Annotated in this window: 15 protein-coding genes; 12 read left to right on the top strand and 3 right to left on the bottom strand. The window is 36.4% G+C overall.

Features of this window, described 5'->3' with window-relative positions; genetic code table 11:
- Positions 1–8: 8 nt before the first annotated feature.
- Entirely contained in the window at positions 9–2,729 is a 2,721-nt protein-coding gene (vgrG, locus tag GTK47_RS02890) for a type VI secretion system tip protein VgrG (RefSeq protein WP_165122078.1), read from the bottom strand.
- Positions 2,730–3,472: 743 nt separating this feature from the next.
- Between vgrG and fdnG the strand changes: the two genes are divergently transcribed.
- From fdnG to fdoI, 3 genes are read left to right on the top strand one after another with little or no spacing between them, the layout of a single operon-like run.
- Complete coding sequence (gene fdnG / locus GTK47_RS02885) at positions 3,473–6,520, top strand: formate dehydrogenase-N subunit alpha (protein ID WP_165122077.1); 3,048 nt, start codon at positions 3,473–3,475, stop codon at positions 6,518–6,520.
- Positions 6,521–6,530: 10 nt separating this feature from the next.
- Positions 6,531–7,460, top strand: coding sequence for a formate dehydrogenase subunit beta (fdxH, locus tag GTK47_RS02880; protein ID WP_165122076.1), 930 nt, complete (start codon positions 6,531–6,533; stop codon positions 7,458–7,460).
- Positions 7,457–8,116, top strand: a complete 660-nt coding sequence (fdoI, locus tag GTK47_RS02875) for a formate dehydrogenase cytochrome b556 subunit (protein WP_165126448.1) — start codon at positions 7,457–7,459, stop codon at positions 8,114–8,116. Before fdxH ends, fdoI begins: the two co-directional genes overlap by 4 nt.
- Positions 8,117–8,202: 86 nt before the next feature.
- Here fdoI and fdhF read toward each other — a convergent pair whose 3' ends face one another.
- The gene (gene fdhF, locus GTK47_RS02870; RefSeq protein ID WP_165122075.1) at positions 8,203–10,371 is read right to left on the bottom strand and encodes a formate dehydrogenase subunit alpha; all 2,169 of its coding nucleotides are present in this window, start codon (positions 10,369–10,371) and stop codon (positions 8,203–8,205) included.
- Between the two features lie 1,201 nt (positions 10,372–11,572).
- Between fdhF and GTK47_RS02865 the strand changes: the two genes are divergently transcribed.
- The 9 genes from GTK47_RS02865 (at position 11,573) to GTK47_RS02825 (ending at position 21,278) form a co-directional block, all read left to right on the top strand.
- On the top strand, positions 11,573–12,139 hold the full coding sequence (locus GTK47_RS02865; protein WP_165122074.1) for a fimbrial protein: 567 nt from the start codon (positions 11,573–11,575) through the stop codon (positions 12,137–12,139).
- Between the two features lie 76 nt (positions 12,140–12,215).
- Positions 12,216–12,941, top strand: a complete 726-nt coding sequence (locus tag GTK47_RS02860; RefSeq protein WP_165122073.1) for a molecular chaperone — start codon at positions 12,216–12,218, stop codon at positions 12,939–12,941.
- Positions 12,916–13,530: a fimbrial protein gene (locus GTK47_RS02855; RefSeq protein ID WP_165122072.1), complete on the top strand. Its 615-nt coding sequence runs from the start codon at positions 12,916–12,918 to the stop codon at positions 13,528–13,530. Before GTK47_RS02860 ends, GTK47_RS02855 begins: the two co-directional genes overlap by 26 nt.
- A gap of 17 nt (positions 13,531–13,547) precedes the next feature.
- Complete coding sequence (locus GTK47_RS02850) at positions 13,548–14,096, top strand: fimbrial protein (protein ID WP_165122071.1); 549 nt, start codon at positions 13,548–13,550, stop codon at positions 14,094–14,096.
- Between the two features lie 5 nt (positions 14,097–14,101).
- Positions 14,102–14,863 (top strand): molecular chaperone, encoded by a 762-nt coding sequence (locus GTK47_RS02845; RefSeq protein ID WP_165122070.1) that lies wholly within the window; start codon positions 14,102–14,104, stop codon positions 14,861–14,863.
- A gap of 50 nt (positions 14,864–14,913) precedes the next feature.
- Positions 14,914–17,469: a fimbria/pilus outer membrane usher protein gene (locus GTK47_RS02840; protein WP_165122069.1), complete on the top strand. Its 2,556-nt coding sequence runs from the start codon at positions 14,914–14,916 to the stop codon at positions 17,467–17,469.
- A 25-nt stretch (positions 17,470–17,494) separates the two neighbouring features.
- Positions 17,495–18,658 carry a hypothetical protein gene (locus GTK47_RS02835; RefSeq protein WP_165122068.1) on the top strand — a complete coding sequence of 388 codons (1,164 nt, stop codon included), beginning with the start codon at positions 17,495–17,497 and terminating at the stop codon, positions 18,656–18,658.
- A gap of 52 nt (positions 18,659–18,710) precedes the next feature.
- Positions 18,711–19,466: a molecular chaperone gene (locus GTK47_RS02830; RefSeq protein WP_165122067.1), complete on the top strand. Its 756-nt coding sequence runs from the start codon at positions 18,711–18,713 to the stop codon at positions 19,464–19,466.
- 495 nt (positions 19,467–19,961) lie between these two features.
- Positions 19,962–21,278: a sodium-dependent transporter gene (locus GTK47_RS02825; protein ID WP_165122066.1), complete on the top strand. Its 1,317-nt coding sequence runs from the start codon at positions 19,962–19,964 to the stop codon at positions 21,276–21,278.
- A gap of 148 nt (positions 21,279–21,426) precedes the next feature.
- On the opposite strand, the gene GTK47_RS02820 is transcribed toward GTK47_RS02825, so the two are convergent.
- Positions 21,427–22,734: a TRAP transporter large permease gene (locus GTK47_RS02820; RefSeq protein ID WP_165122065.1), complete on the bottom strand. Its 1,308-nt coding sequence runs from the start codon at positions 22,732–22,734 to the stop codon at positions 21,427–21,429.

Below are 22,734 nucleotides of genomic sequence, written 5' to 3'. Positions count from 1 at the left end.
CACCTTAATTATTTTTTACTCTTCCCTGATCGGAGTTCATTGAGTAATTGATGAAATATATTTTGATGTGTGCTGCCCGCATATTGCTTATTTAGCATTTGTGAAGATGGTGATAGGGTTCTAAACCCTTGTTTTGCAATTTCATCTTGCTCACGCTCTTCCCCATCATTAACGATATTGATGTCAAAACATTCGCCATCAATTAATTCAATACGGTATTTTTCAGTGGTAATTTCATGTTCAATAAAAATATTACCGTTTTTATCCGTTAGCCCTTTGGTTAATAACGCACCATTGGCATAGAGCGTATAAGGCTCGAATGCACGGACTTTAGTTGGGCTTAATGGTGAAGAACTTAATTGGAAACGAAGGGATTGTTTGGGTATAGATTGAGGAAAATTAGGGTGATTAATATCCATACGGTCGGGGCCATCAACAATCCAATTACTCGCTTTAACGGTTTGATTACCCGGGCTACCGTATTCAATTTGCCCACCTTTTAAACGAATAAATGCACCACCGCAGGTCAATAATAACTCTTCTTTTGCCGCAATAATGGTTTTGCCTGCGTGACTTGTCACAGTCATATCTTTTAAGGAAGATAAATGCATCTCATCCCCTTGCGCTTGTAACTCGACTTTCCCTTGTGCCGCAAAAGCCTTAATGCCCATTCGTTGGGCAAATAAGCTAATCACCTCACCTGCTGCTAAAGTAATTTTTTTACCAACAGAAATATCTGTCTGCCTTTGTGCTGATATCGTAATATTTTCATTACTGCTTAATTGCACCGTTTTGGGTGATGTAAGTGCAATCCCCATAGGTGAGCTTAATACCATCGCCGCTTGCTTCATTTCATCAATCGACTGGCTTAATAATTTTTGCTGTGCCGCAAGATCGGCTAATTCCGCTTTAGCAATTTCAGCTACTTCTTTTAAGGACGAAACTAAATGTAACGCATCTTCTAATTGCTGCTGTGCTTCACGAATATCAAGTTGCTCTGATGAAGCTTTAGCCCGCAAATCTGTACTAATAAACAATCCTTTACCTGCACGGATTGCGCCCCAACTATCTGTACGTAGCTCAAAACCATCACCTCGTTTTTCACGCCCTTTATTAACAAGATGTCCTAAATTAAGTTGTGTTTTGCCACCATATTCAGTGCTTAATTTAATGTGTTCTTCACCCCGTTTATCTTCCATTCGCAATTTATTATTTGTTGGCGTGCGAATAATATTTCGAGTGTTATTTTTATCAGTAATATGATCAGGATGACGAGAGTCGTGTAATGCATGGGCAATATAAGGACGATCGGGATCACCTTCATGAAAAGCAATGGCAACTTCAGTGCCTTGAATTAAAGGGAAATGTATTCCATAGGTATCACCAGCATAAGGTTTCGCCAAACGAACGGGCATACTTTCATAGCCTGTTTTCTTTTCATGATTATCACGGTCAGCATCGAAGCAAACCCAATAATATCCATCCTCGTTTTGATGGGCATAAATATCATTGTCTTTCACACTTGATACCCGAGCCATCAAAGTGCCCGCAATCACAGGACGAGGTTTGAGTTTGGGACGCCAACACAGAGTTTCACTGTAAGGCACTGCATCAAAAGAGACTTGTAAGGCTTTATCACGCCCACCAGCAAAATGCAGTTGAGTTAATAAAATAGATGATTGAAATATCAGAGGAAGTGTTGAAGGTTGTTGATTATCTTTAATATTTAATACCAGTAATGGTGATAAATCTGATGCATTGCTTTTACCTTTTAATTGTGTCTGTTGCGATAAAAAACGTTCATGATCTAAACGCGCCCAAAAGTTGGCAGTTTCAGCTTCAGGAATAAGCTTATCCCCTCGCGTTAAATGACGCGCACGATAATGATAGACATCACCATAGTTACTCCCATCACCTTCGCCTCTTGTCATATCACTAACAGCAGAAAGTAACGTATCTTGTGATAAACGAGGGTTGTAGTCTTTGGTTATTACGCTGTGTTCAACCACTTGATGGCGTAAAGATAATCCCCAAACACTTTCAACACCACTATCACTCATCCCTGATGGACTATTAAGAGGAAGTTGTTTTTCAAATTGATATTGGCTTTGTCTATCCCCAAAATGAATCACTTCCGTTTGCGTTTCTTCGTGAAGCCGAAAAGTATAAAAAACACCTATCTCGCTTAATAAGCGCTCAATAAATTGTAAGTCGCTTTCGTTAATTTGATTTATTTGCTCACGCTTAGGATATTCATGCTTAAGAGTAAATTCATATTCCCAGTTTTCAAAACCATGTTCTTCAAGAATTTTTTTAATAACGTCTGGTATTGAAAGGTTAATAAAAAAGCGATGTGTTCTAATTTGATGGCGTAATAAAGAAAACCGAGGCTGAATAATTAACTGATATCGCGCTTCGTCTTTAGAGCCTGATAAACGCTGAAAGTCTGTTATTACACCATGAATACGTTTGGAAAAAGGTGATTGAGTTAGTGTGCTAATGTCTATGTTAAGAGGAGGTAAAAAAGTAAGCGTTGTACTTTTGCGTAATAAATTTAAGGGCTGTAAATCATGTTCTTGGCAAGTAAAAGTAACATGATAAGAGTAAATTTCACTAATTGCTTCATCGCCAAAAAAATACTCCACATCCATAGGAATATTATTGCCTTTTATGGCTAGCTGATAGCGATTATGTGATAAATTTACTTTTGCTATATCTATTACGCTCATAAATATTCCCTTTATAAAGCTCAATAATAAAAGTCTTTCTAATATCGCGCCAATTTTGTTTAATTAAATTTAATATTAGTATTTAAATTAATCAATGTCATTTTTCTTAAAAATAAATGTCCTTATCGTTACCACTCAAAGGTGAAATTAATATCAATTTAATAATATCAATTAGTTAAATTAAAAACCAAATAAATAACATTGAAAAATAATCATTAAATTAGTAACAAACGGTAATATCACCTTATTAATTACACTTAAAATAAGTAAATTTATTTTAAGTAATTATTCTTAGTGAGAAAGCGATGCCGTATATGTGTTTTTATTTAGAAGCTCAAATAAAGATAGCTAAAACAAAAAATATTTAATTTTAGTTATTATTTAGTCAATAAAGGTGCAAAATAAAATAGCCAATTAATCCACATTAGAAGTACCTTATTTTTTATATAAAAATCCCATTTCAGATAATCTGTACATAAAAAAATCAAAGGTTATAGATATTCGGTAATTTCATCTCATCTTGTTATTTTTTATACAATTATTTATCCATATTGTTACTATGGATTTATTTTTTTTACTCGTTATAATTTCCCTGTCATTTTAAGTAGTAGTTCATCACATTGAGTTCACAAAACGATACTCAGGTCTGTCTTGAATGATTGAAAAATGAAATCGTATCTTTACTGGACGTTTTTTAAACGCCCGGTACGGATGTTATTTATCAATTTATCAAGGAGACACTGATGCAAATCAGTCGTAGATCTTTCTTTAAGATCTGTGCTGGCGGTATGGCAGGAACATCTGCTGCATTACTCGGCTTAGCACCTGAAGTATCTATTGCGAACGCTCGCCAATATAAATTATTACGTTCAGTTGAAACCCGTAATAACTGTACTTATTGCTCTGTGGGTTGCGGTATTTTGATGTATAGCCTTGGGGATGGTGCAAAGAATGTCGATAAAAGTATTTATCACATTGAAGGCGATCCTGATCATCCTGTTAGCCGTGGCTCTTTATGCCCGAAAGGTGCTGGGCTTGTCGATTATATCCACAGTGAAAATCGCCTGAAATATCCTGAATATCGTAGACCTGGCTCTGATAAGTGGGAGCGCATTTCATGGAATGAAGCGATTGATAAAATCGCCCGTCTGATGAAAAAAGACCGTGATGAAAACTTTGTTACCCATAATGAAAAAGGGCAAGAAGTTAACCGCTGGCTTACCACTGGAATGCTTTGTTCTTCTGCTGCCAGTAATGAAACCGGGATTTTAGATAATAAATTTTCTCGTTCATTAGGCATGATAGCTATCGATTGTCAGGCAAGACTTTGCCATGCGCCAACCGTTGCAGCATTAGCGCCAACCTTTGGTCGTGGTGCAATGACCAATAACTGGGTTGATATTAAAAACGCTAACGTTGTGCTGATCATGGGCGGTAACCCTGCTGAAGCACACCCTGTCGGTTTTAAATGGGTTATCGAAGCTAAAATTAAGAACAATGCGAAGGTTATCGTTGTCGATCCCCGTTTTAACCGTAGTGCTGCCGTTGCCGACCTTTACTCTCCTATTCGTGCCGGCTCTGATACCGCATTCTTATTAGGTGTTATTCATTACCTTATTGAACACAATAAAATTCAGCACGAATATGTGAAAGCCTATACCAATGCTTCTTTAATTGTGCGTAAAGATTTTAGCTTTGATGAAGGCCTGTTCAGTGGGTTTGATAAAGAAAATCAAAGCTATGATAAAACCTCATGGCACTATGAACTTGATGAGAATGGTTTGGCATTAAGAGATAACTCACTGCAACATCCTCGTTGTGTGTGGAATCTTTTAAAACAACACGTTTCACGTTATACCCCTGAAATTGTTACTACACTTTGTGGTACACCTTTAGAAGATTTCACCTATATCTGTGAAGCGCTTGCGTCTACCAGTGTAAAAGACAGAACCTCGACTATTTTGTATGCCCTCGGTTGGACACACCATACTGGTGGTGCTCAAACTATCCGTGCAGCAGGTATGATCCAGTTATTATTAGGTAACGTGGGTATGCCGGGTGGTGGTGTGAATGCGTTACGTGGGCACTCAAATATTCAAGGTTATAGTGATCTGGGCTTATTATCATTAAACCTACCAGGTTATATGCCTCTTCCTAATGAAAAACAGACATCATTAGAAACTTATTTATCCCAAGTCACACCAAAAGCCGTGGTTGCAGACCAAGTTAACTATTGGAAAAGAACCCCTGATTTCTTTATTAGCTTGCTAAAAAGCTTCTGGGGTGAACATGCAACAGCACAAAATGAGTGGGGTTATCACTGGTTACCAAAATGGGATAAAAGCTATGACATCATGGCACAAACCCAATTAATGATTGATGGCAAAATGAATGGTTATATCGTTCAAGGCTTTAACCCATTAGCCGCTTTTGCCGACAAGAATAAATGTAGTGCCGCATTAGCCAAGCTGAAATATATGGTTGTCATTGATCCATTAGTGACTGAATCTTCTAATTTCTGGCAAAACCACGGCGAGATGAATGAAGTCTCACCAAAAGATATTCAAACTGAAATTTTCCGTTTACCTTCATCATGTTTTGCTGAAGAAAATGGCTCGATTGCAAACTCAGGTCGCTGGCTACAATGGCACTGGGCTGGCGCAAAACCACCAGCACAAGCATGGCACGATGGTAAAATTTTAGGGCATTTATTAATGCGTCTGCGCGAGCTTTATCGTGAAGAAGGCGGTGTTTGCCCTGAACCTGTAATGAACCTCTCTTGGAACTACGTTGACCCTTACGATCCACAACCCGAAGAAGTGGCGAAAGAAGCGAATGGGCAAGCCATGCAAGATATCTTTGATGAAACAGGCAAATTGTTGTTTAAAAAAGGACAACAGCTTGATGGTTTTCATCAACTGAAATCAGATGGTTCAACTGCGAGTTTCTGTTGGGTTTATTCTGGTTGCTGGACTGAAAAAGGCAACCAAATGGCGAACCGTGATAACGCCGACCCATCTGGACTAGGTTGTACACCAGGTTGGGCTTTTGCGTGGCCTCAAAACCGTCGTGTGTTATATAACCGCGCATCAGTTGATCCACAAGGCCAACCTTGGGATGAAAAACGTCAGCTTATCAAATGGAATGGTAATCAATGGGTTGGCCCTGATGTACCTGATTATAGTAATGCCGCACCTAATAGCGGTGTAGGCCCGTTCATTATGCAACCCGAAGGGATGGGACGCTTGTTTGCTGTCGATAAAATGGCTGATGGCCCATTCCCTGAATTCTACGAACCGTTTGAATCGCCAACAGAAGATAATATTCTGCACCCGAAAGTTTCTCGTAACCCTGTTGCTCGCTTATACAGCTACGATGCTGAACATTTAGGTAAAGCAGATGAATTCCCTTATGTGGCAACAACCTACTCAATTACTGAGTTGTTCCGTCACTGGACAAAACACTCACTAATTAATGCTATTGCACAACCCGATCAATTTATTGAGATTGGGGAGCAACTCGCTTCACGCAAAGGCATTGTTCAAGGTGATGAAGTTAAAGTCAGCGCGAAACGTGGCTATATCAAAGCCAAAGCCGTAGTAACTAAGCGTATTAGACCACTAACGATCAATGGCAAAGTCGTTGATACCATCGGTATTCCGTGTCACTGGGGCTTTGAGGGAGCAACTCGTAAAGGTTTCCTTGCCAATACATTAACGCCATCTGTGGGTGATGCGAACTCATTCACACCTGAATATAAGGCGTTTTTAGTCAATATCGAAAAGGCATAAGGGGAAACTAATGTCATTGCAATCTCAAGATATTATTCGTCGCTCTGCTACCAACTCCCTCACGCCAGCACCACAGGTACGTGATTTTAAAGAAGAAGTAGCAAAGCTTATTGATGTTACTACCTGTATTGGCTGTAAAGCGTGTCAGGTTGCTTGTTCTGAATGGAACGATATTCGCGATAAAGTGGGCCTTAACGTGGGTGTCTATGATAACCCGATGGATTTAACCGCTAAATCGTGGACAGTAATGCGATTTTCTGAAGTGGAAGAAAACGGCAAGCTGGAGTGGCTAATTCGTAAAGATGGTTGTATGCACTGCGCTGATCCAGGTTGTTTAAAAGCCTGTCCAGCAGAAGGCGCCATTGTTCAGTATGCTAACGGTATTGTCGATTTCCAATCAGAACATTGTATTGGTTGTGGCTACTGTATTGCGGGCTGCCCTTTTGATGTTCCTCGTATTAATGAAGAAGATAACCGCGCGTATAAATGCACATTATGTGTTGATCGTGTTGAAGTCGGTCAAGAGCCAGCTTGCGTAAAAACCTGTCCAACAGGAGCCATTCATTTTGGCTCTAAAGAAGCGATGACACATCTTGCCAATGAGCGCGTTGCTGAACTTAATACGCGTGGTTATGACAAAGCCGGTTTATACGATCCACAAGGGGTTGGCGGAACTCACGTTATGTATGTACTTCATCATGCAGATAGACCTAATTTGTATCATGGCTTACCAGAAAATCCAGAAATTAGCACTACTGTGAAATTCTGGAAAGGTATTTGGAAACCATTAGCGGCGGTTGGTTTTGCAGCCACCTTTGCAGGCGCAATGTTCCATTATCTAGGTATTGGCCCTAACCACACCACAGAAGAAGATGAAGAAGAGGCACAAAAAGAGATGGAAGCATCACAAAATTCAGTGAATAAAGAGGAGCAGAAATAATGAAGAAGAAAAGTGATAAAATCCTTCGTCATACTGCCTCAGAGCGTATTAATCACTGGGTTGTAGCGATTTTCTTTATCTTTACCACTTTTAGCGGATTGGGCTTTTTCTTCCCATCTCTAAACTGGTTTATGAATATTTTAGGTACACCACAGCTCTCGCGCTTACTGCATCCTTTTGCAGGTGTTGCGATGGTATTCTTCTTTATCTTTATGTTTTTTAGATATTTAAAACATAACTTTATTGATAAAGACGACTTGGTATGGGCAAAAAATATCCATAAAGTGCTACAAAACGAAGAAGCCGGCGATATTGGGCATTATAACTTGGGTCAAAAAGGAATTTATTGGACATTAAGTCTTAGCCTTATCGTACTGACCATCAGTGGTGTGATTATTTGGCGTCCTTATTTCGCGGACTATTTCTCTATCCCTGTTATTCGCATTGCCTTACTGGCTCACTCACTGTCAGCTATTTTACTTATCATAACAGTATTTGTTCATGCTTATGCCGCGTTTTGGGTGAAAGGTTCGATTCGTAGCATGATTGAAGGCTGGGTAACTCGTGGTTGGGCAAAAAAACACCATCCGCGTTGGTATCGTGAGATCTTAGAAGAAGAGAAAAAAGAAGCAGAAAGTAAATTAAACCAAAAATAATAAACTGCTTTTTTTTCGATAAAATAGATGTGAGAAAAAAATGGAGGCTTAATGGCCTCCATTTCTATTTTAAATCAACACTTAACTTAATGTGCCGCTGTTTTTGCTTGTTCCACTAAGTTTATTAAGCGGCTTCTCATGGTGTGATAGTGTTGAGAAACTTGGCTTTCCGCCCATTTTTGATCCTCAATTTTAATCACTTTAGCTGCACAATATTTGGTTTCAGGTGTTTTTGACACAGGATCAAGATTATCTTGAGTCAGCTCATTACATGCCCCAATCCACCATTGATAAGTCATATAAATCGCTTGCTTGTTAATTGTCTCATTCACATTGCAACGAGACATCACTTTACCTCGACGTGATTCAACCCAAACAATTTCTTGATCACGAATACCGGCTTCTTTGGCAACATCAGGGTGAACTTGAACATAACCCGGTTCATCCGCAAGAGATGCCAATGCTTTACAGTTACCTGTCATCGAGCGACAAGAATAATGCCCCACTTCACGCACCGTAGATAAAATCATTGGATAATCAGCATCGGGTAATTCGGCTGGTGCTCGCCATGGTGTCGCGAATAACTGACCTTTGCCTGATGGTGTGGTGAATTGGTTACCTGAATATAAATAAGGTGTTCCTTTATCTTCAATATCAGTACAAGGCCATTGAATATGGGCTAAACCTGCTAGTTTTTCATAAGTAACACCAAAGAACAGTGGGCATAATGCTCTAACTTCATTCCAGATCTCTTCATTATTTTCATAAGACATCGGGTAGCCCATTTCGGTGGCTAATAAGCTAATAATTTCCCAGTCACGTTTTACATTACCACGCGCTTCAATAGCTTTTTCAAAACGTTGGAATCCTCTATCGGCACAGGTAAAGATACCTGCATGTTCCCCCCAACTGGTTGAAGGTAAAATCACGTCGGCTTGCTCAGCGGTTTTAGTCATAAAGATGTCTTGGACTACCACAAAATCGAGAGCTTCAAAGCCTTTTCTTACTAAGCCTAAATCGGCTTCGGTTTGTAGTGGATCTTCACCCATGATGTAATACGCTTTTACTTTACCTTCAATGGCTAAATGCGGTACTTCAGTAATGCGATATCCCACTTCAGGATCAAGTTGTTCAACAGGAATATTCCACGCTTGAGCAAATTTTTTACGTGTTTCTTCATCAGTGACATATTGGTACCCTGGGAACATGTTAGGTAAAACCCCCATATCACACGCACCCTGAACATTATTTTGTCCACGAACTGGTGCAACGCCAACATGCGGTTTACCTAAATTACCTGTTAATAGCGCAAGGCCTGATAAGCCTTTTACCACATCAACCGCTTGACCAAATTGTGTGACACCCATTCCCCACATAATTGTGGCGGTTTTAGCGCCCGCATAAGTGCGCATTGCTTTACGGATTTCAATGGCTGGGATACCCACAATATCTTGTACTGCTTCAGGGCTATAATCTGCGAGTTGTTTTTTATATTCTTCAAAACCTTCGGTATAACGGCTGACATAATCTTTATCATAAAGATCTTCATCAATCAGCGTATACGCAAATGCATTGACTAACGCCATATTAGTCCCATTTTTTAATGGTAAATATTGATTAGCAATTTTGGCTGTTTCGATTTTACGAGGATCACAAACGATTATTTTTGCACCTTTTTGTTTCGCTTTTACAACTCGACGCGCCACAATAGGATGAGAGTCAGCACAGTTATAGCCAAAAACTAATAAGCAATCTGAATCTTCAATATCAGCAATAGAGTTGCTCATGGCACCATTGCCTAATGTCTCTTGTAAACCTGCAACAGAAGGTCCATGACAAACACGTGCACAGCAATCGACATTATTATTACCTAATACCGCGCGAACAAATTTCTGCATCACAAAGTTAGTTTCATTCCCTGTACCACGAGAAGATCCCGTACACATGATGGATTTCGCACCATATTTTTCTTTGATTTCCAGTAATTTTTTTGCCGTATATTGAATCGCTTCATTCCAACTTACAATTTCAAAATCACCCCCTTTTTGTCGGCGGATCATGGGTTCATGAATTCTGGCTGTTAGCAATTTATTGTCATTAAGAAAATCCCAACCATAGAGTCCTTTTAAGCAAAGTTCTCCTTGATTAGTGACACCATTGGCACCTTCAGCTTTGATTATGCGACCATTTTCGACACAGAGATTGATTTTGCAGCCAGCGCCACAGTAAGGACAGACGGAGTTGATTTTGTTCATTTGATATCCTTTCCCCTAACTAGGGAGTAAAAGAGTCATAAAGAACGTTCAACTAAGCAGGAAGCATGCCAAATAAAATAACTTTATTAATTAATAAGATAGATATTTTCATTGTTAGCTATAAACAATGTTCGTCATTTTTGACGATTTTAAAAACATTCAAGACATCTATTTACAAAAAATAATAACCCAACATAACCAAAACAGAGCAACAAAAAAAGCATTAAACACTAACTGACATTATTATATTTTAACTTATTAAAAATTGCACAATGAAAATAATAACCGATGTTTTTCTGTTCTAAATAAAAAAATATTTTGAAATAAATATATTCTATCTGTTTTTCTTATTAACATATTCATTTTAATATTTTTATAGAAATTAATTATTAAATATAAAAGTACTCTTTTTTAGAGTTAAAGGATATCATTAAAAATAAATAACTTTTTTAGCCTATCGATATTGGTACAATTAACCAATTTAAAACAAGCTTTAACATTATTTGAACATTATGATATATAAAAATATTTTAATAGTTATTACTTGTCATGATAAATAACGTATTCAAACCTATCAAAAATATCTGAATTAAACTTTAAACCATTAATACCAATTTAATCTAGACAGGATAATCATAAAAAGACAATAATTAACTTAATAAATAAATAATTTTTTAAAAAAAACTTAAACACATAAATATCAACACATTAAGAAAAAAATAAATAAAACTTAAAATATCTATTTTTTTATAAAAATCATATTTTGATTTTATAAAAATGAATATTTATACAGTTTGTTAATTAATTCAAATCTTATAAACGATTAATAAAACTTATATCACTTTTTATTTAAGACTTTTCTTAGCCTAAATAACTAAGAGTAATATGTACTAATTTCAATTTGCATATATTATTAACCTATAGCTAAATAATACTTGTTCAGTATTCACATGATCTTTGTCTAAATTATCTTTATTACATTGTTCTATTTTTTTAATATAATTTAATACTAATAGAATATTAAAATTTAATAATCAAGATTAGATTATTCGTTGTTGAATAACCACATTAGCCTATCTTATACATAATTATGTTTAGTATTTTTGCTGTTTTCACTCAAACAGCAAAATTGCTATCACACCGTCTTTAAATTAATTGCGGTGTATTTTAACTCTAACGAAGGTACACAAGAGGTGTTTATATGTCATTTAATAAAAAACTAATTTCTGCTGCTGTTCTAGCTAGCTTTGTTTTTGCTGGTAATGCATTCGCTGATGAAGGTAAAAAAAGTGCAACAGTAACATTCAAAGCTCAGCTACGTGAAGCAGCTTGTGATGTTACCTCAACAACTGAAGGCGATACTATCAACTTTGGTATTTTCACTTTAGATACACTACAAGCCGCTGCTGTAGAATCTCAAGTAGGCACAACCAAAGACTTTGACCTTGTTTTAAACAACTGTTCTAAAGCTGCTGATCCAGCAAAAGTTTACGTTTATGCAGACGGTCAAGCATCTAGCTACTCTTCAAAATATTTTGCTAACAAAACAGCAAAATCTTTAGCAGTACAAATTTTCCATGGTAATGATGCCTCAACAGGTACAATCGAGCCAAATAAAGACACTCAATTAACCGGTATTGTTAAAATGGATGAAGGTTCTAATGCTTCTATTCCATTAAAAGCAAACCTAATTTTAACTCAAGCTGGTAAAGACGCTAAAGCTGACATTTTAAATGTTCCAGTAACTTTCAGCGTTTCTTATAACTAATATTTTTTAATTGTTATTTGATAAAAGAGGCTTTAATTAAAGCCTCTTAATTCACAAAAGATAGAGAGCAATAAAAATGGTAGCCAATAAAAATATTTATTTTTCTTCCTTTAAACTAATGCAACTACTATGGCTTATTCCGTTATTATTGCTCTCTACCTCGACCTTTGCTTCAGGCGTAAGTTTGAATGCAACACGTATTGTTTACACTCAAAATGAAAAAAGTGTTTCCATTGGTGCAAGAAACAACACTGATGCCAATTACCTTGCAAAATTCTTTATTGTTAATGAAACCGGAAATAAAACTGTTCCTTTTACACTCTCACCACCATTAGCGAAAATACAAAGCCGATCTAATCAAGAAGTGCGTATTTATGCACAGCCTTCTAATTTACCCACTGACCGAGAATCTATTTATTATTTTCATGCAGTGATGATCCCATCAACTGATGGACCATTAGCAAGTAATGCATTAAGCATCGCTTACGACCACATTATTAAGCTATTTTATCGTCCACAGCATTTACCTATGACACCAGAGAAAGCACGTGAAAGTTTATCATTCAAAGCAAACTCAAATGGTGTAACAGTGATCAATGATTCACCTTATTATATTTCATTAAGTTCCTTAGTCTTAAATGGAACAAAAGTAAACCTAAACCTTGCCAATAAAAATACCATGATTTCGCCTTATCAATCTTTTGATTACTTGGTGCCAGCACAAGCAAGAAAAGGTACAGCTGAATGGATAACAATTAATGATCTAGGAGGCGAGGATGCATTTAAGACAAATATTAAATAACCTTTTTCTTAGGGCTAAGATAAAAAAATATAAAAGTTTAAATTTATATTTAACGATCTTTTCTGTAATTTTAAATTCACTATTTATTAGTGGAAATGTTAATGCATCAACAGATTTAGAAATTATAGGTAATATAAGTAAAGGTACATGTACTATTTCAGCACCAACACAAGATGTTATTTTTAAAAAAAATATTATTACTCATGAGTTAAAAGAAGATGTTGGTGATAAATCATTCACAACGCCATTCACTTTCAAATACCACTGCCAAGATTTTGAAATCAGTGAACCGCTACAGATGCTAGCAATAAAAATAACACCATCTAATGGTACAACGATAAATAGCAACAATATTATTTATCCTACAACAAATACTGTTAATGCCGGTTTCATATTAAGAAGTTGTGATAGTAATAAAAAAAATTGTCACCCTCTTCTTTTTTCACCTCATGCAAATGTTCCTTTTGAAGTGGTTAGCAATGGTGAATTAGAGAGTCAATTTGAAGTCAGTGTTGTAAAGATAGACAGCAACCCAGCCAAAGCAGGTGAATTAATTGCATCCGTTGATTTAACTTTAATTCAACCTTAGCTATATAGGTAATAATAATGAGTTCAATATTTCGTTTTGCCATAGCAACATTATTCCTAAGTGGGATCTCGCCTATATTTGCGGCTGATGATGCAGAATTTATATTCAATGTTACTGTACCCAAAAACACTTGTAATATTATTATTGAAGGTACATCAATAAATAAAGTTGATTTTGGCTCAGTACCTTTAAAAAGATTAGCCAGTGATGCAAATAATGGAAATATAAAGAAGCCATTTCAAGTAAAACTGTCAAACTGTAAAAATACAAGTTTCAGTGGAAATTATCTAAAAATTTCAGGCAATTATGTGAATGATGGTTTTTTAGATTCACCTGAAGGTAAAGACTTTGCAATTCGTATTTCAGACAAAGATGGCGCAAAAGCATCAGATAACGTTTTTTTTGCCAATGACAGTAAAATTTGGACAAATATTTCAGCCAATAATATGAATAAAACATTTTATACCTATGTTATGTGTAAAAAGGGTGTTGCTGATTGTTCTACAAAGACAGAGAACTTAGGTCAATTTAAATCCACAATTACCATCACTTACTTTGCGGATTAACAATAATGCTATCTTCTATATTATCGAAATCATTATCTTTTTTTCTAGTGACTTCATTTCTATTATGGAGCGCTTTCTCATTTTCAGAGGGTATTGGCTTAAATAAAAGTAGGCTTATATTTGGAGAAACAGATAAAAATCAAACCATTGAGATAACAAACGATAATAAGATACCTTATTTAGTTCAAGCATCGATATTAAGTTCGTTGGATGAAACAATATCAAATAAATTTATTGTTACTCCCCCATTATTCCGTGTTGATGCAGAAAGCCAATATACTGTTCGTATTTTTCCTAATGATGTGGGTGATTTACCTAAAGATAAAGAATCTATTTTTTATTTTAAAGCGAGAGCAATTCCACCCTCAACATCTGCAAAGGAAAATACAGAAAAAACAGATCTCGTCTTTATTACAGCAATTATTGTAAAAATGTATTATCGACCAGAAAACTTACCTTCATTAGATGCATCAATATTTAAAAAAATAAATGTAATTAATGAAAAAAATATATGGAAAATAAATAACCCAACACCATATTTTATTACTCTTGTTGATTTTTCTGTTAATCATAAAACACAACAAGGAAGCATTCTTATTGCTCCATTTAAGAACTTAGAAATAAATACTGAAAATAAAGTTTTAACAGAAGCTAGTTGGCGATTTATTGATGATTTTGGTGGTATTTCAGAGAAATACTCTTTCAAAAAAGAACCTTCTGAAGAACTTAATAAAAATATAACTTCAGAAAATAAAACTAAAAATTAATTTATATTTACTCCATGTAAACTTAGGCTCAAGAATAGAAGGTCAAGGTAATGAATAATAGAAAATTTAAAATAAGCCTACTATCCTCTCTCATCATAGTATCTTTTTATTCTCATGGTGAAGACTATTTTGATCCCACAATGTTAGATAGTTTACTTGGTACCGATATAAATAATATCGACTTAACTCAATTTTCAAAAGAAAATAGCATTCCTCAAGGTGAATATGCTATTCAAGTTATTGTTAACACTAATAACTTAGGCGATAAAATGCTGAAATTTATCCCTAATGAAAAAGGGGATATTGTTCCTGAGTTAACACCAAAAATGTTAACTGATTGGGGAGTTAATGTTCCAGCCATCCCTAAGTTAAAAGATTTGCCTCCGGATACTCCAATTACCAATCTTTCTGAATATATTTCAGATGCAACAATGACACCAGATGTCGCAAATCTAAAAATAAAATTTACCATTCCACAAGTTGCTATGTTAATTAAAGCAGATGGTTATATCGATCCCTCTCTTTGGGATAATGGTATTGCCGCACTCTTTTTTAACTATTTTATTAGTGGCGATCGCCAATGGAATAAAGCAGACAATACCGATAAACAAACCAATGATCATGCGTTTGCCAATATTCAAGGGGGATTAAACCTAGGAGTATGGCGGCTTCGATCTAACTTTTCTTATAATTATTCTGATGGCGACTCTGGTCATTCTTCATCAAATCGTTTTTCTAATACTCATATTATGCGCACCTTTGCTGCTATTCGTTCAACGTTGGCAATAGGGGAATTGAGTTCATCTAATGATATTTTTGACAGTATTCCATTTAAAGGGATCCAATTATCATCAAATGATCAAATGCTCCCCAGTAGCTTACGTGGTTTTGCACCTGAAGTAAGAGGCATTGCACAGTCAAATGCGCGTATCACTGTTAGACAAAATGGCTACGTGGTTTATCAAACCTACGTTGCTCCTGGTCCTTTTAATATCAAAGATATTTCTCCTTCAGGTAATGCGGGTAACTTAGAAGTTACGATCACAGAAGAAGATGGCACTGAAAAGATGTTTACCGTAGCATTTTCTTCATTACCTATAATGCAACGTCCTGGAGGCTATAAATATGAAGCGATTGCGGGCCGATATGATGGGGGAATTACAACTAAAAATAAAAATTCAGACTTTATTAGCGCATCAGGAAGCTACGGATTACCTATTAATACGACGCTCTATAGTGGTCTATTAGTTGCTCAAGATTATTTATCTATTGTAGGTGGCCTTGGGATCTCTTTAGGGTCATTTGGCGCTATTTCAACCGATATTACCCATTCAACGGCTCGTCTTAATAACGATTTAGGTACACAACAAGGCCAATCGTACCGGGTACGTTATTCAAAAAGTATGACATCAACAGGTACATCTGTTGACTTAACGGCGCTTCGTTACTCTACACGCTCTTATTTTAGTTTTAGTGATTTTAATAATTATAATTACGATTTAAAAGATGGTTTAGCGCCATGGTTAAACCAACGACAACGCAGTAGTTTTACCACCTCGATTTCACAATCATTAGGTCAATATGGCAGCATTTATGTCAATGGTAGTGTAAGTGATTACTGGGCAATAGATCGTAAAGTAAAACAGTTTTCAATGGGTTATAACAACTCTTATAAATTTATTAACTATTCTGTCGACTACAGTATTGACCGAATTAAAGATAAACAGAGCTGGCCTGAAAATAGACAAATTTCTGTCAACGTCAACATTCCATTTAGCGCATTCTCAAATCATGAGTTAGCTCAAAATATGAGTAGCTCTTATTCTGTCACGCGTGATAATAATAACCGTATGAGCCACAATCTTGGATTAAGTGGTTCAGCTCTGGACAATAAACTGACGTATGGTATTTCTCAGAATTTAGCAAATAAAGGCCAAGGAAATAACGGTAATATTTATAGTAACTATTCAGGCTCTAAAGGTACTGCATCTTTAGGCTATAACTATTCAAGAGACCATCAAACCGTAAATGGTAGTTTTGGTGGCGGTGCAATGCTGCATTCAGGTGGTGTGTTATTAGGTCCTAATATGGGCAACACAACAGCTATTGTTGAAGCCAAAGGTGCTGAAGGAATGGCAATTGAAGGTAATGATAGTGTTATTAACAGTCAAGGTTATGCACTTCATCCTTATGTATCACCTTATCATACCAACTATATCAATATGAATATCAACACATTACCTGAAAATGTCATGTTAAATGAGACATCTAAGATGGTTTATCCAACCGCAGGTGCTGTCGTAAAAGTGAAATTTGATACTCGAGTAGGTTATCAAGCTATTATTACGCTAAAAAGAGCAGATGGTAGTGTCATCCCGTTTGGGGCAAATGCTACATTGCTTGAAGAAAATCCAGAGAATAAAAACACAGGTATTGTCAGCGATAATAACCAACTCTTTATGAGTGGATTGCCAAACTCAGGAAACATATTAGTTAATTGGGGTACTGACAGCCAATTACAATGTACTGCTATGTTCTCTAATTTAGATCAATTGCCTGTTTCTGTTGAAAAACCGATACGCTCATTTGATGCTATTTGCCAATAAAAATGATGATAAAAACGAGGTTCAAGTGAAATTTAATTTAATCAAGTTCGTCTCTTTTTTAGCCCTATTTTTATTACCGTTTCACTCTTATAGCAATAAAAGCTACGGTACGATGACTCTCACCTTGATTGGTGTCGTGGACTTAGCCAAAAATCCAGATCCTAATACACCTCAATATGTTAAAGGAATACTCACAGGAAATACTCTAATTTCTTATCATGAACCTATATATGATGAATATAATAATAACTTAGGTGATTGGTCACCAAGTGAATCCCTAATTGGGATCACTGGAGACGAATATTATTGCTACAATGGTACAAAAATTTTTCAAAAAGTCCCTCAAAGTAACAATAAATTTGGACTGCCACTAACCGATGATAAAGGCAATATAAATATTTACGCCACTCCCACACTAAAATATGAAGTGAGGCCTAATGGGAGCTACTTAAATTCATCCTATTCAGGAACTTTTTTTTCACGTAATAACAATGGATTAGTCAGTAACTATTCCGATATGAATGCCTGTTTCTATCCTCGAAATCAAGAGACTTCCGCGGGTGGCTATAAAAATATCGAAGTCTATAATAATGATCGCTATCCTGTTTATGTGACAGAAAAACTCTCTCCAGGTTATCTTTCTTACAAAGGCGCACCTATTTATGTGGTTACACAAGGCTATTCATCTGAGGCTAATGCAAATTTAAGAATCAACGTACGCGCCAATTTAAAAATTGTTCGAGTTTGCCAAATTAGCAGTGTTTCCAATAATAATATTAACGTTGTAATGAATCGAGAAAATGAGGTTATTCAAGAATCATCATTAACTTATAGTTGTACTGGAGATGGACATCCTGTTTTTATTTCTGCAGTTGTCACTGAAGGAAAAGTCAATGATAGCGAACCAACAAAATTAGTACTAAATAAACAAAATGGCAGTATCACTGACCCTGCACCTTGGGTTTTGGGTAAACCGTTTGTTAATGGAGCCAGCCCTGCTTTATCTTGTAAAGATGTAGGTTCTCAGGATTTATTAAAGTTTAATAACCAAGAGCTCCAGTTACCCGTTATCGCTAAATACAATCAAATGGAAAATTTAGGAATAAAATGGGCTATCTGCTCTGATGACACCGTACAACCTGGGCAATATCGTGGTAAAGCCGTCGTGACGGTTTACACAAAAGTCTGATCAACGGCATTAATAAAACTTAAATAAATTGATAATGATAAGAGCTAAATTAATGAAACAACATTACCCACTTTACTTATTTTTATTGACGATATTGACTGTATTTACAGCAAGTAGCTATGCCGAATCACTCAATAATATTGTTTTTTCATTGCAGAGAAAAACCTATGTAGAAGGTGAAAAAAGTATTTCTGTTGGATTAAGAAATGCAGAGCAATCTCCCTATTTAGTACAAGCAAATATGCAATGGCTAGACAATAATACGGGACAAAAAGATCTCACTAAACGGGATGAAACACCTTTTATTATTACACCTCCTTTGTATAAGTTAATGCCGGGGCAATATTATGAATGGCGACTTCTTTTTGCATCAGATACCAATAAATTGCCGAAAGATAGAGAATCAATCTACTTAGCGCGCTTTTTACTGATCCCATCTGTGCAAAAAAGCAGTGAAGATAACATTAGTATGGCTATTTTACGTGAGTTCAATTTCAAGGTTTATTACCGTCCCAAATCCCTTGAAAAACTCACTATCGAGAGTGTGCAAGATAAAATTAGTTTTAAGCAAGCTGGTAACAAACTCATTGTCAGTAATAACTCACCTATTTTTGTATCAATAGATAAATTAGTCGTTGGTACAGCCGCAATCAATGATGAACAGTTAATTAAACCCTTGCCTCCATTTGGAGAGCAGCACTATCAATTGCCTGATCACATGCCAATTCATACCGAAGTGAAATGGAATTTACTTGATGAAAACTCATTTCCATTAAAAGAACAAATTGCTGACATAAGTTCATCTTAGTTTTATTTCTCTATTTGCAAATAGAGAAAAATATAACCTATTGTTTTAAAAATTTTTTTCTTATAAAAGAGAAGATCTCTTTTCTTTTTTTGATCGTTATTTCATGCAAACAATCTATCGTCTTTAAAAATAAGACTTTTAATAATTTAGTTTTGTGATATAACAAAAGGGTCATTTGTTAGCAGTGACAATCAACAAATCACTGCAACCAACCAAATTCATTTCAATAAAGAGCAAAAAGATGAACATGAACACCAATAACCGACTCTTAGGCCTAAACCTACTACTCCTTCGTTAGGTGGCCGAGCACGTTCATTTTTTTGCAAAAGCCACCAGTAAGGTGGCTTTTTGTTGTGCCCCGACTGGTGGAACTGTTTTTAGGGGAGTTTCTATGATGTTTAGTTTCACCATAAGGATGATGAGTTACAACGTCTTACCAATAAACCACTGTATGGCGATAGCCTCTATCATGCACTCGATAACACAGGGGGCAAAATGAGCCAACAATGGACATCACGATTTGGCCATATCTTAGCAGCCGCAGGCTCTGCAATTGGTATTGGCGCAATCTGGAAGTTTTCTTATGTCGCAGCCAGTAATGGCGGCGGTGCATTTTTAATTGTTTTCTTATTATTTAGTTTTGTTATCGGACTTGCTGTATTACTAGCTGAAAATATTTTGGGCAGTAGTACACATGCTGAAGCTGTTAACGCATTTAAAAAAATGATGGGGCGCAATTGGGTCATCATCGGTGTTATTGGTGTATTCAGCTCTTGGTGTATTTATAGCTTTTATAGTGTTGTCGGTGGTTGGACAATTGGCTATGCCGTTATGGCGGCAACAGGTCAATTGAATATTACAGATAGTGCTGAATTAACTGGTATTTTTACCCACTTTATTAGTGATCCTTTATGGCCTATTTTGGCTCACCTTACCTTTGCTGGATTAACCTGTTTTGTGGTTTTAGCGGGTGTACAACGTGGGTTAGAAAAAGCGGTTAAAATCATGATGCCGATGTTATTTATCATTATGATTTTATTGATTATTGTTGGTATTAGCTTGCCCGGCTCTTCTGAAGGTTTAAAATTATTTCTCTACCCTGACTTTAGTAAGTTAACCCCTCAAGGCGTATTAGATGCGTTAGGGTTAGCCTTCTTCTCACTGTCTATCGGTTTAGGTATTCATATCACTTACAGTGCTTATTTAGCGGACAACAAAGGTATCGCTAACTCCAGTATGTGGGTGGTTATTTTATCTTGTATGGTGTGTGTCCTTGCTGGATTAATGATTTTCCCTGCATTATCTGCCGCAGGCTTAGAGCCAAATGCAGGCCCCGGTTTAACCTTTATGACTATGCCGGTTTATTTTGCCAACTTACCCGGCGGTAATATTTTAGCAGTAACTTTCTTTGTCTTGTTATTAATGGCAGCGTTAACCTCTGCAATTTCATTACTTGAGCATATCGTAGCTTATGTACAAATGCGTTTTCAGTGGACTCGTCGTCGTGCTGGATTAGTCGTTACCGCCTCTATTATGCTGATGGGTATTCCCGTTTCATTATCTTTCGGCCCTATGAGTGATGTGACTTTAGGCGGTAAAACAGTCTTTGATTTGTTGGATTATCTGACGTCCAATATTTTGATGCCACTGTTTGGTATTGCAATGTGTTTGATCTTTGGTTGGTCACGTAGAGCGAATGCACTTATTCCTGAAAACATCACTGGATTAAAACGTCAAAGCTTATTACTGGTATGGCGTTATGTTGGCCCAATTTGTATCGGTATTATTTTAGTTCATGGATTGATTGGCTAAATAAATCCCCTGAAAAACAGTTTATTAAACATAAAGAGAGGGTCAAATAACCCTCTCTTTTTTCTTGTTTTATAACAGCCTTTTACAATCAGGCTTGTTTTATTTTGGATACTTTATATTACTTTTTCCCCTAGCAGCTTTATCAATATTATCCAACCAATCCCATTGCTTGAGGTAGGAACATCGAAATTGCAGGAAGATAGGTCACTAATAACAACACAAGAATAATCACAGCAAAGAAAGGTAATAGTGGCTTAATTACACCTTCAATCTTAATTTCACCTATCTTACAACCAGTAAATAAAATAGGACCAACAGGCGGTGTTATCGTACCTAGTGAAAGGTTAAACACCATCATGATACCGAATTGAACTGGGTCCATACCAAATTGAGTACAAATTGGTAGGAAAATCGGCGTAAAAATTAATACTGCGGGTGTTGGGTCCATAAAGGTACCAACCAACAGTAAAACTAAGTTCATAATCAATAAGATAACTAAAAAGCTATCAGTAAAAGAGAGTAAGCCTGATGCGATAATGGCAGGGATTTTAGTGAATGCCATTACCCAAGACATAATTGAAGATGTTGCGAGCATCAAAATAACAATTGCTGTCATTTTTGCTGTTGCTAAGAAAATAGTAGGCAAATGGTTTATTTTGATATTTTTATAGCACATACCTAAGATTAAAGAGTACACAACTGCAATGGCTGAAGCTTCTGTTGCAGTAAAAATCCCGCCTAAGATCCCACCGATAACAACCACAATCATCATTAAGCTAGGAACAGCATCAAGCACGAGCTTAAATGCTTGTCCTTTCATGGTATTTTTTTCAGCAACATAACCGCGACGTTTAGCAATAAAACCTGCCACTAACATCACACCCAGTCCCCATAAAATACCGGGAATATAGCCCCCCATAAACAGCGCAGTAATCGAAACACTCCCTGCAACCGTTGCATAAACAATCAGTGTATTACTTGGTGGAATTAACATACCCGTTGGTGCTGATGCAATATTCACTGCTGCACTAAAAGCGGGGTCGTAATTTTCTTTCTTTTGAATTGGGGACATGATGCCACCAATCGCAGCAGCAGAAGCAACACCAGAGCCACTAATTGAGCCAAATAGCATATTTGCAACAACGTTAGTTTGTGCTAAAGGTCCCGGTAAAAAGTTACTGACTAACTTAGCGCAGTTAATTAAGCGAATAGCGATACCGCCGTTATTCATTAAGTTACCCGCCAGAATAAAGAACGGGATTGCTAAGAGTGCGAAAGAGTCTAGCCCCACGAATACTCGCTGAGCTGATGTTAAAATAGCGCCGTCAAAAGGCAATATCATTGCCATGGCGAAGAAAGAAGAGAGTCCAATACTGACGCTAATTGGTGTACCAATAAATAAGAGAAGGAATGCACCAATAAACATGACTAGGGCAACAACAATTGCAATATCCAT

The sequence above is a fragment of the Proteus sp. ZN5 genome, from assembly GCF_011046025.1.
In the GTDB taxonomy this organism is placed as follows: Bacteria; Pseudomonadota; Gammaproteobacteria; order Enterobacterales; family Enterobacteriaceae; genus Proteus.
This window is presented reverse-complemented; position numbering and strand designations above follow the sequence as displayed.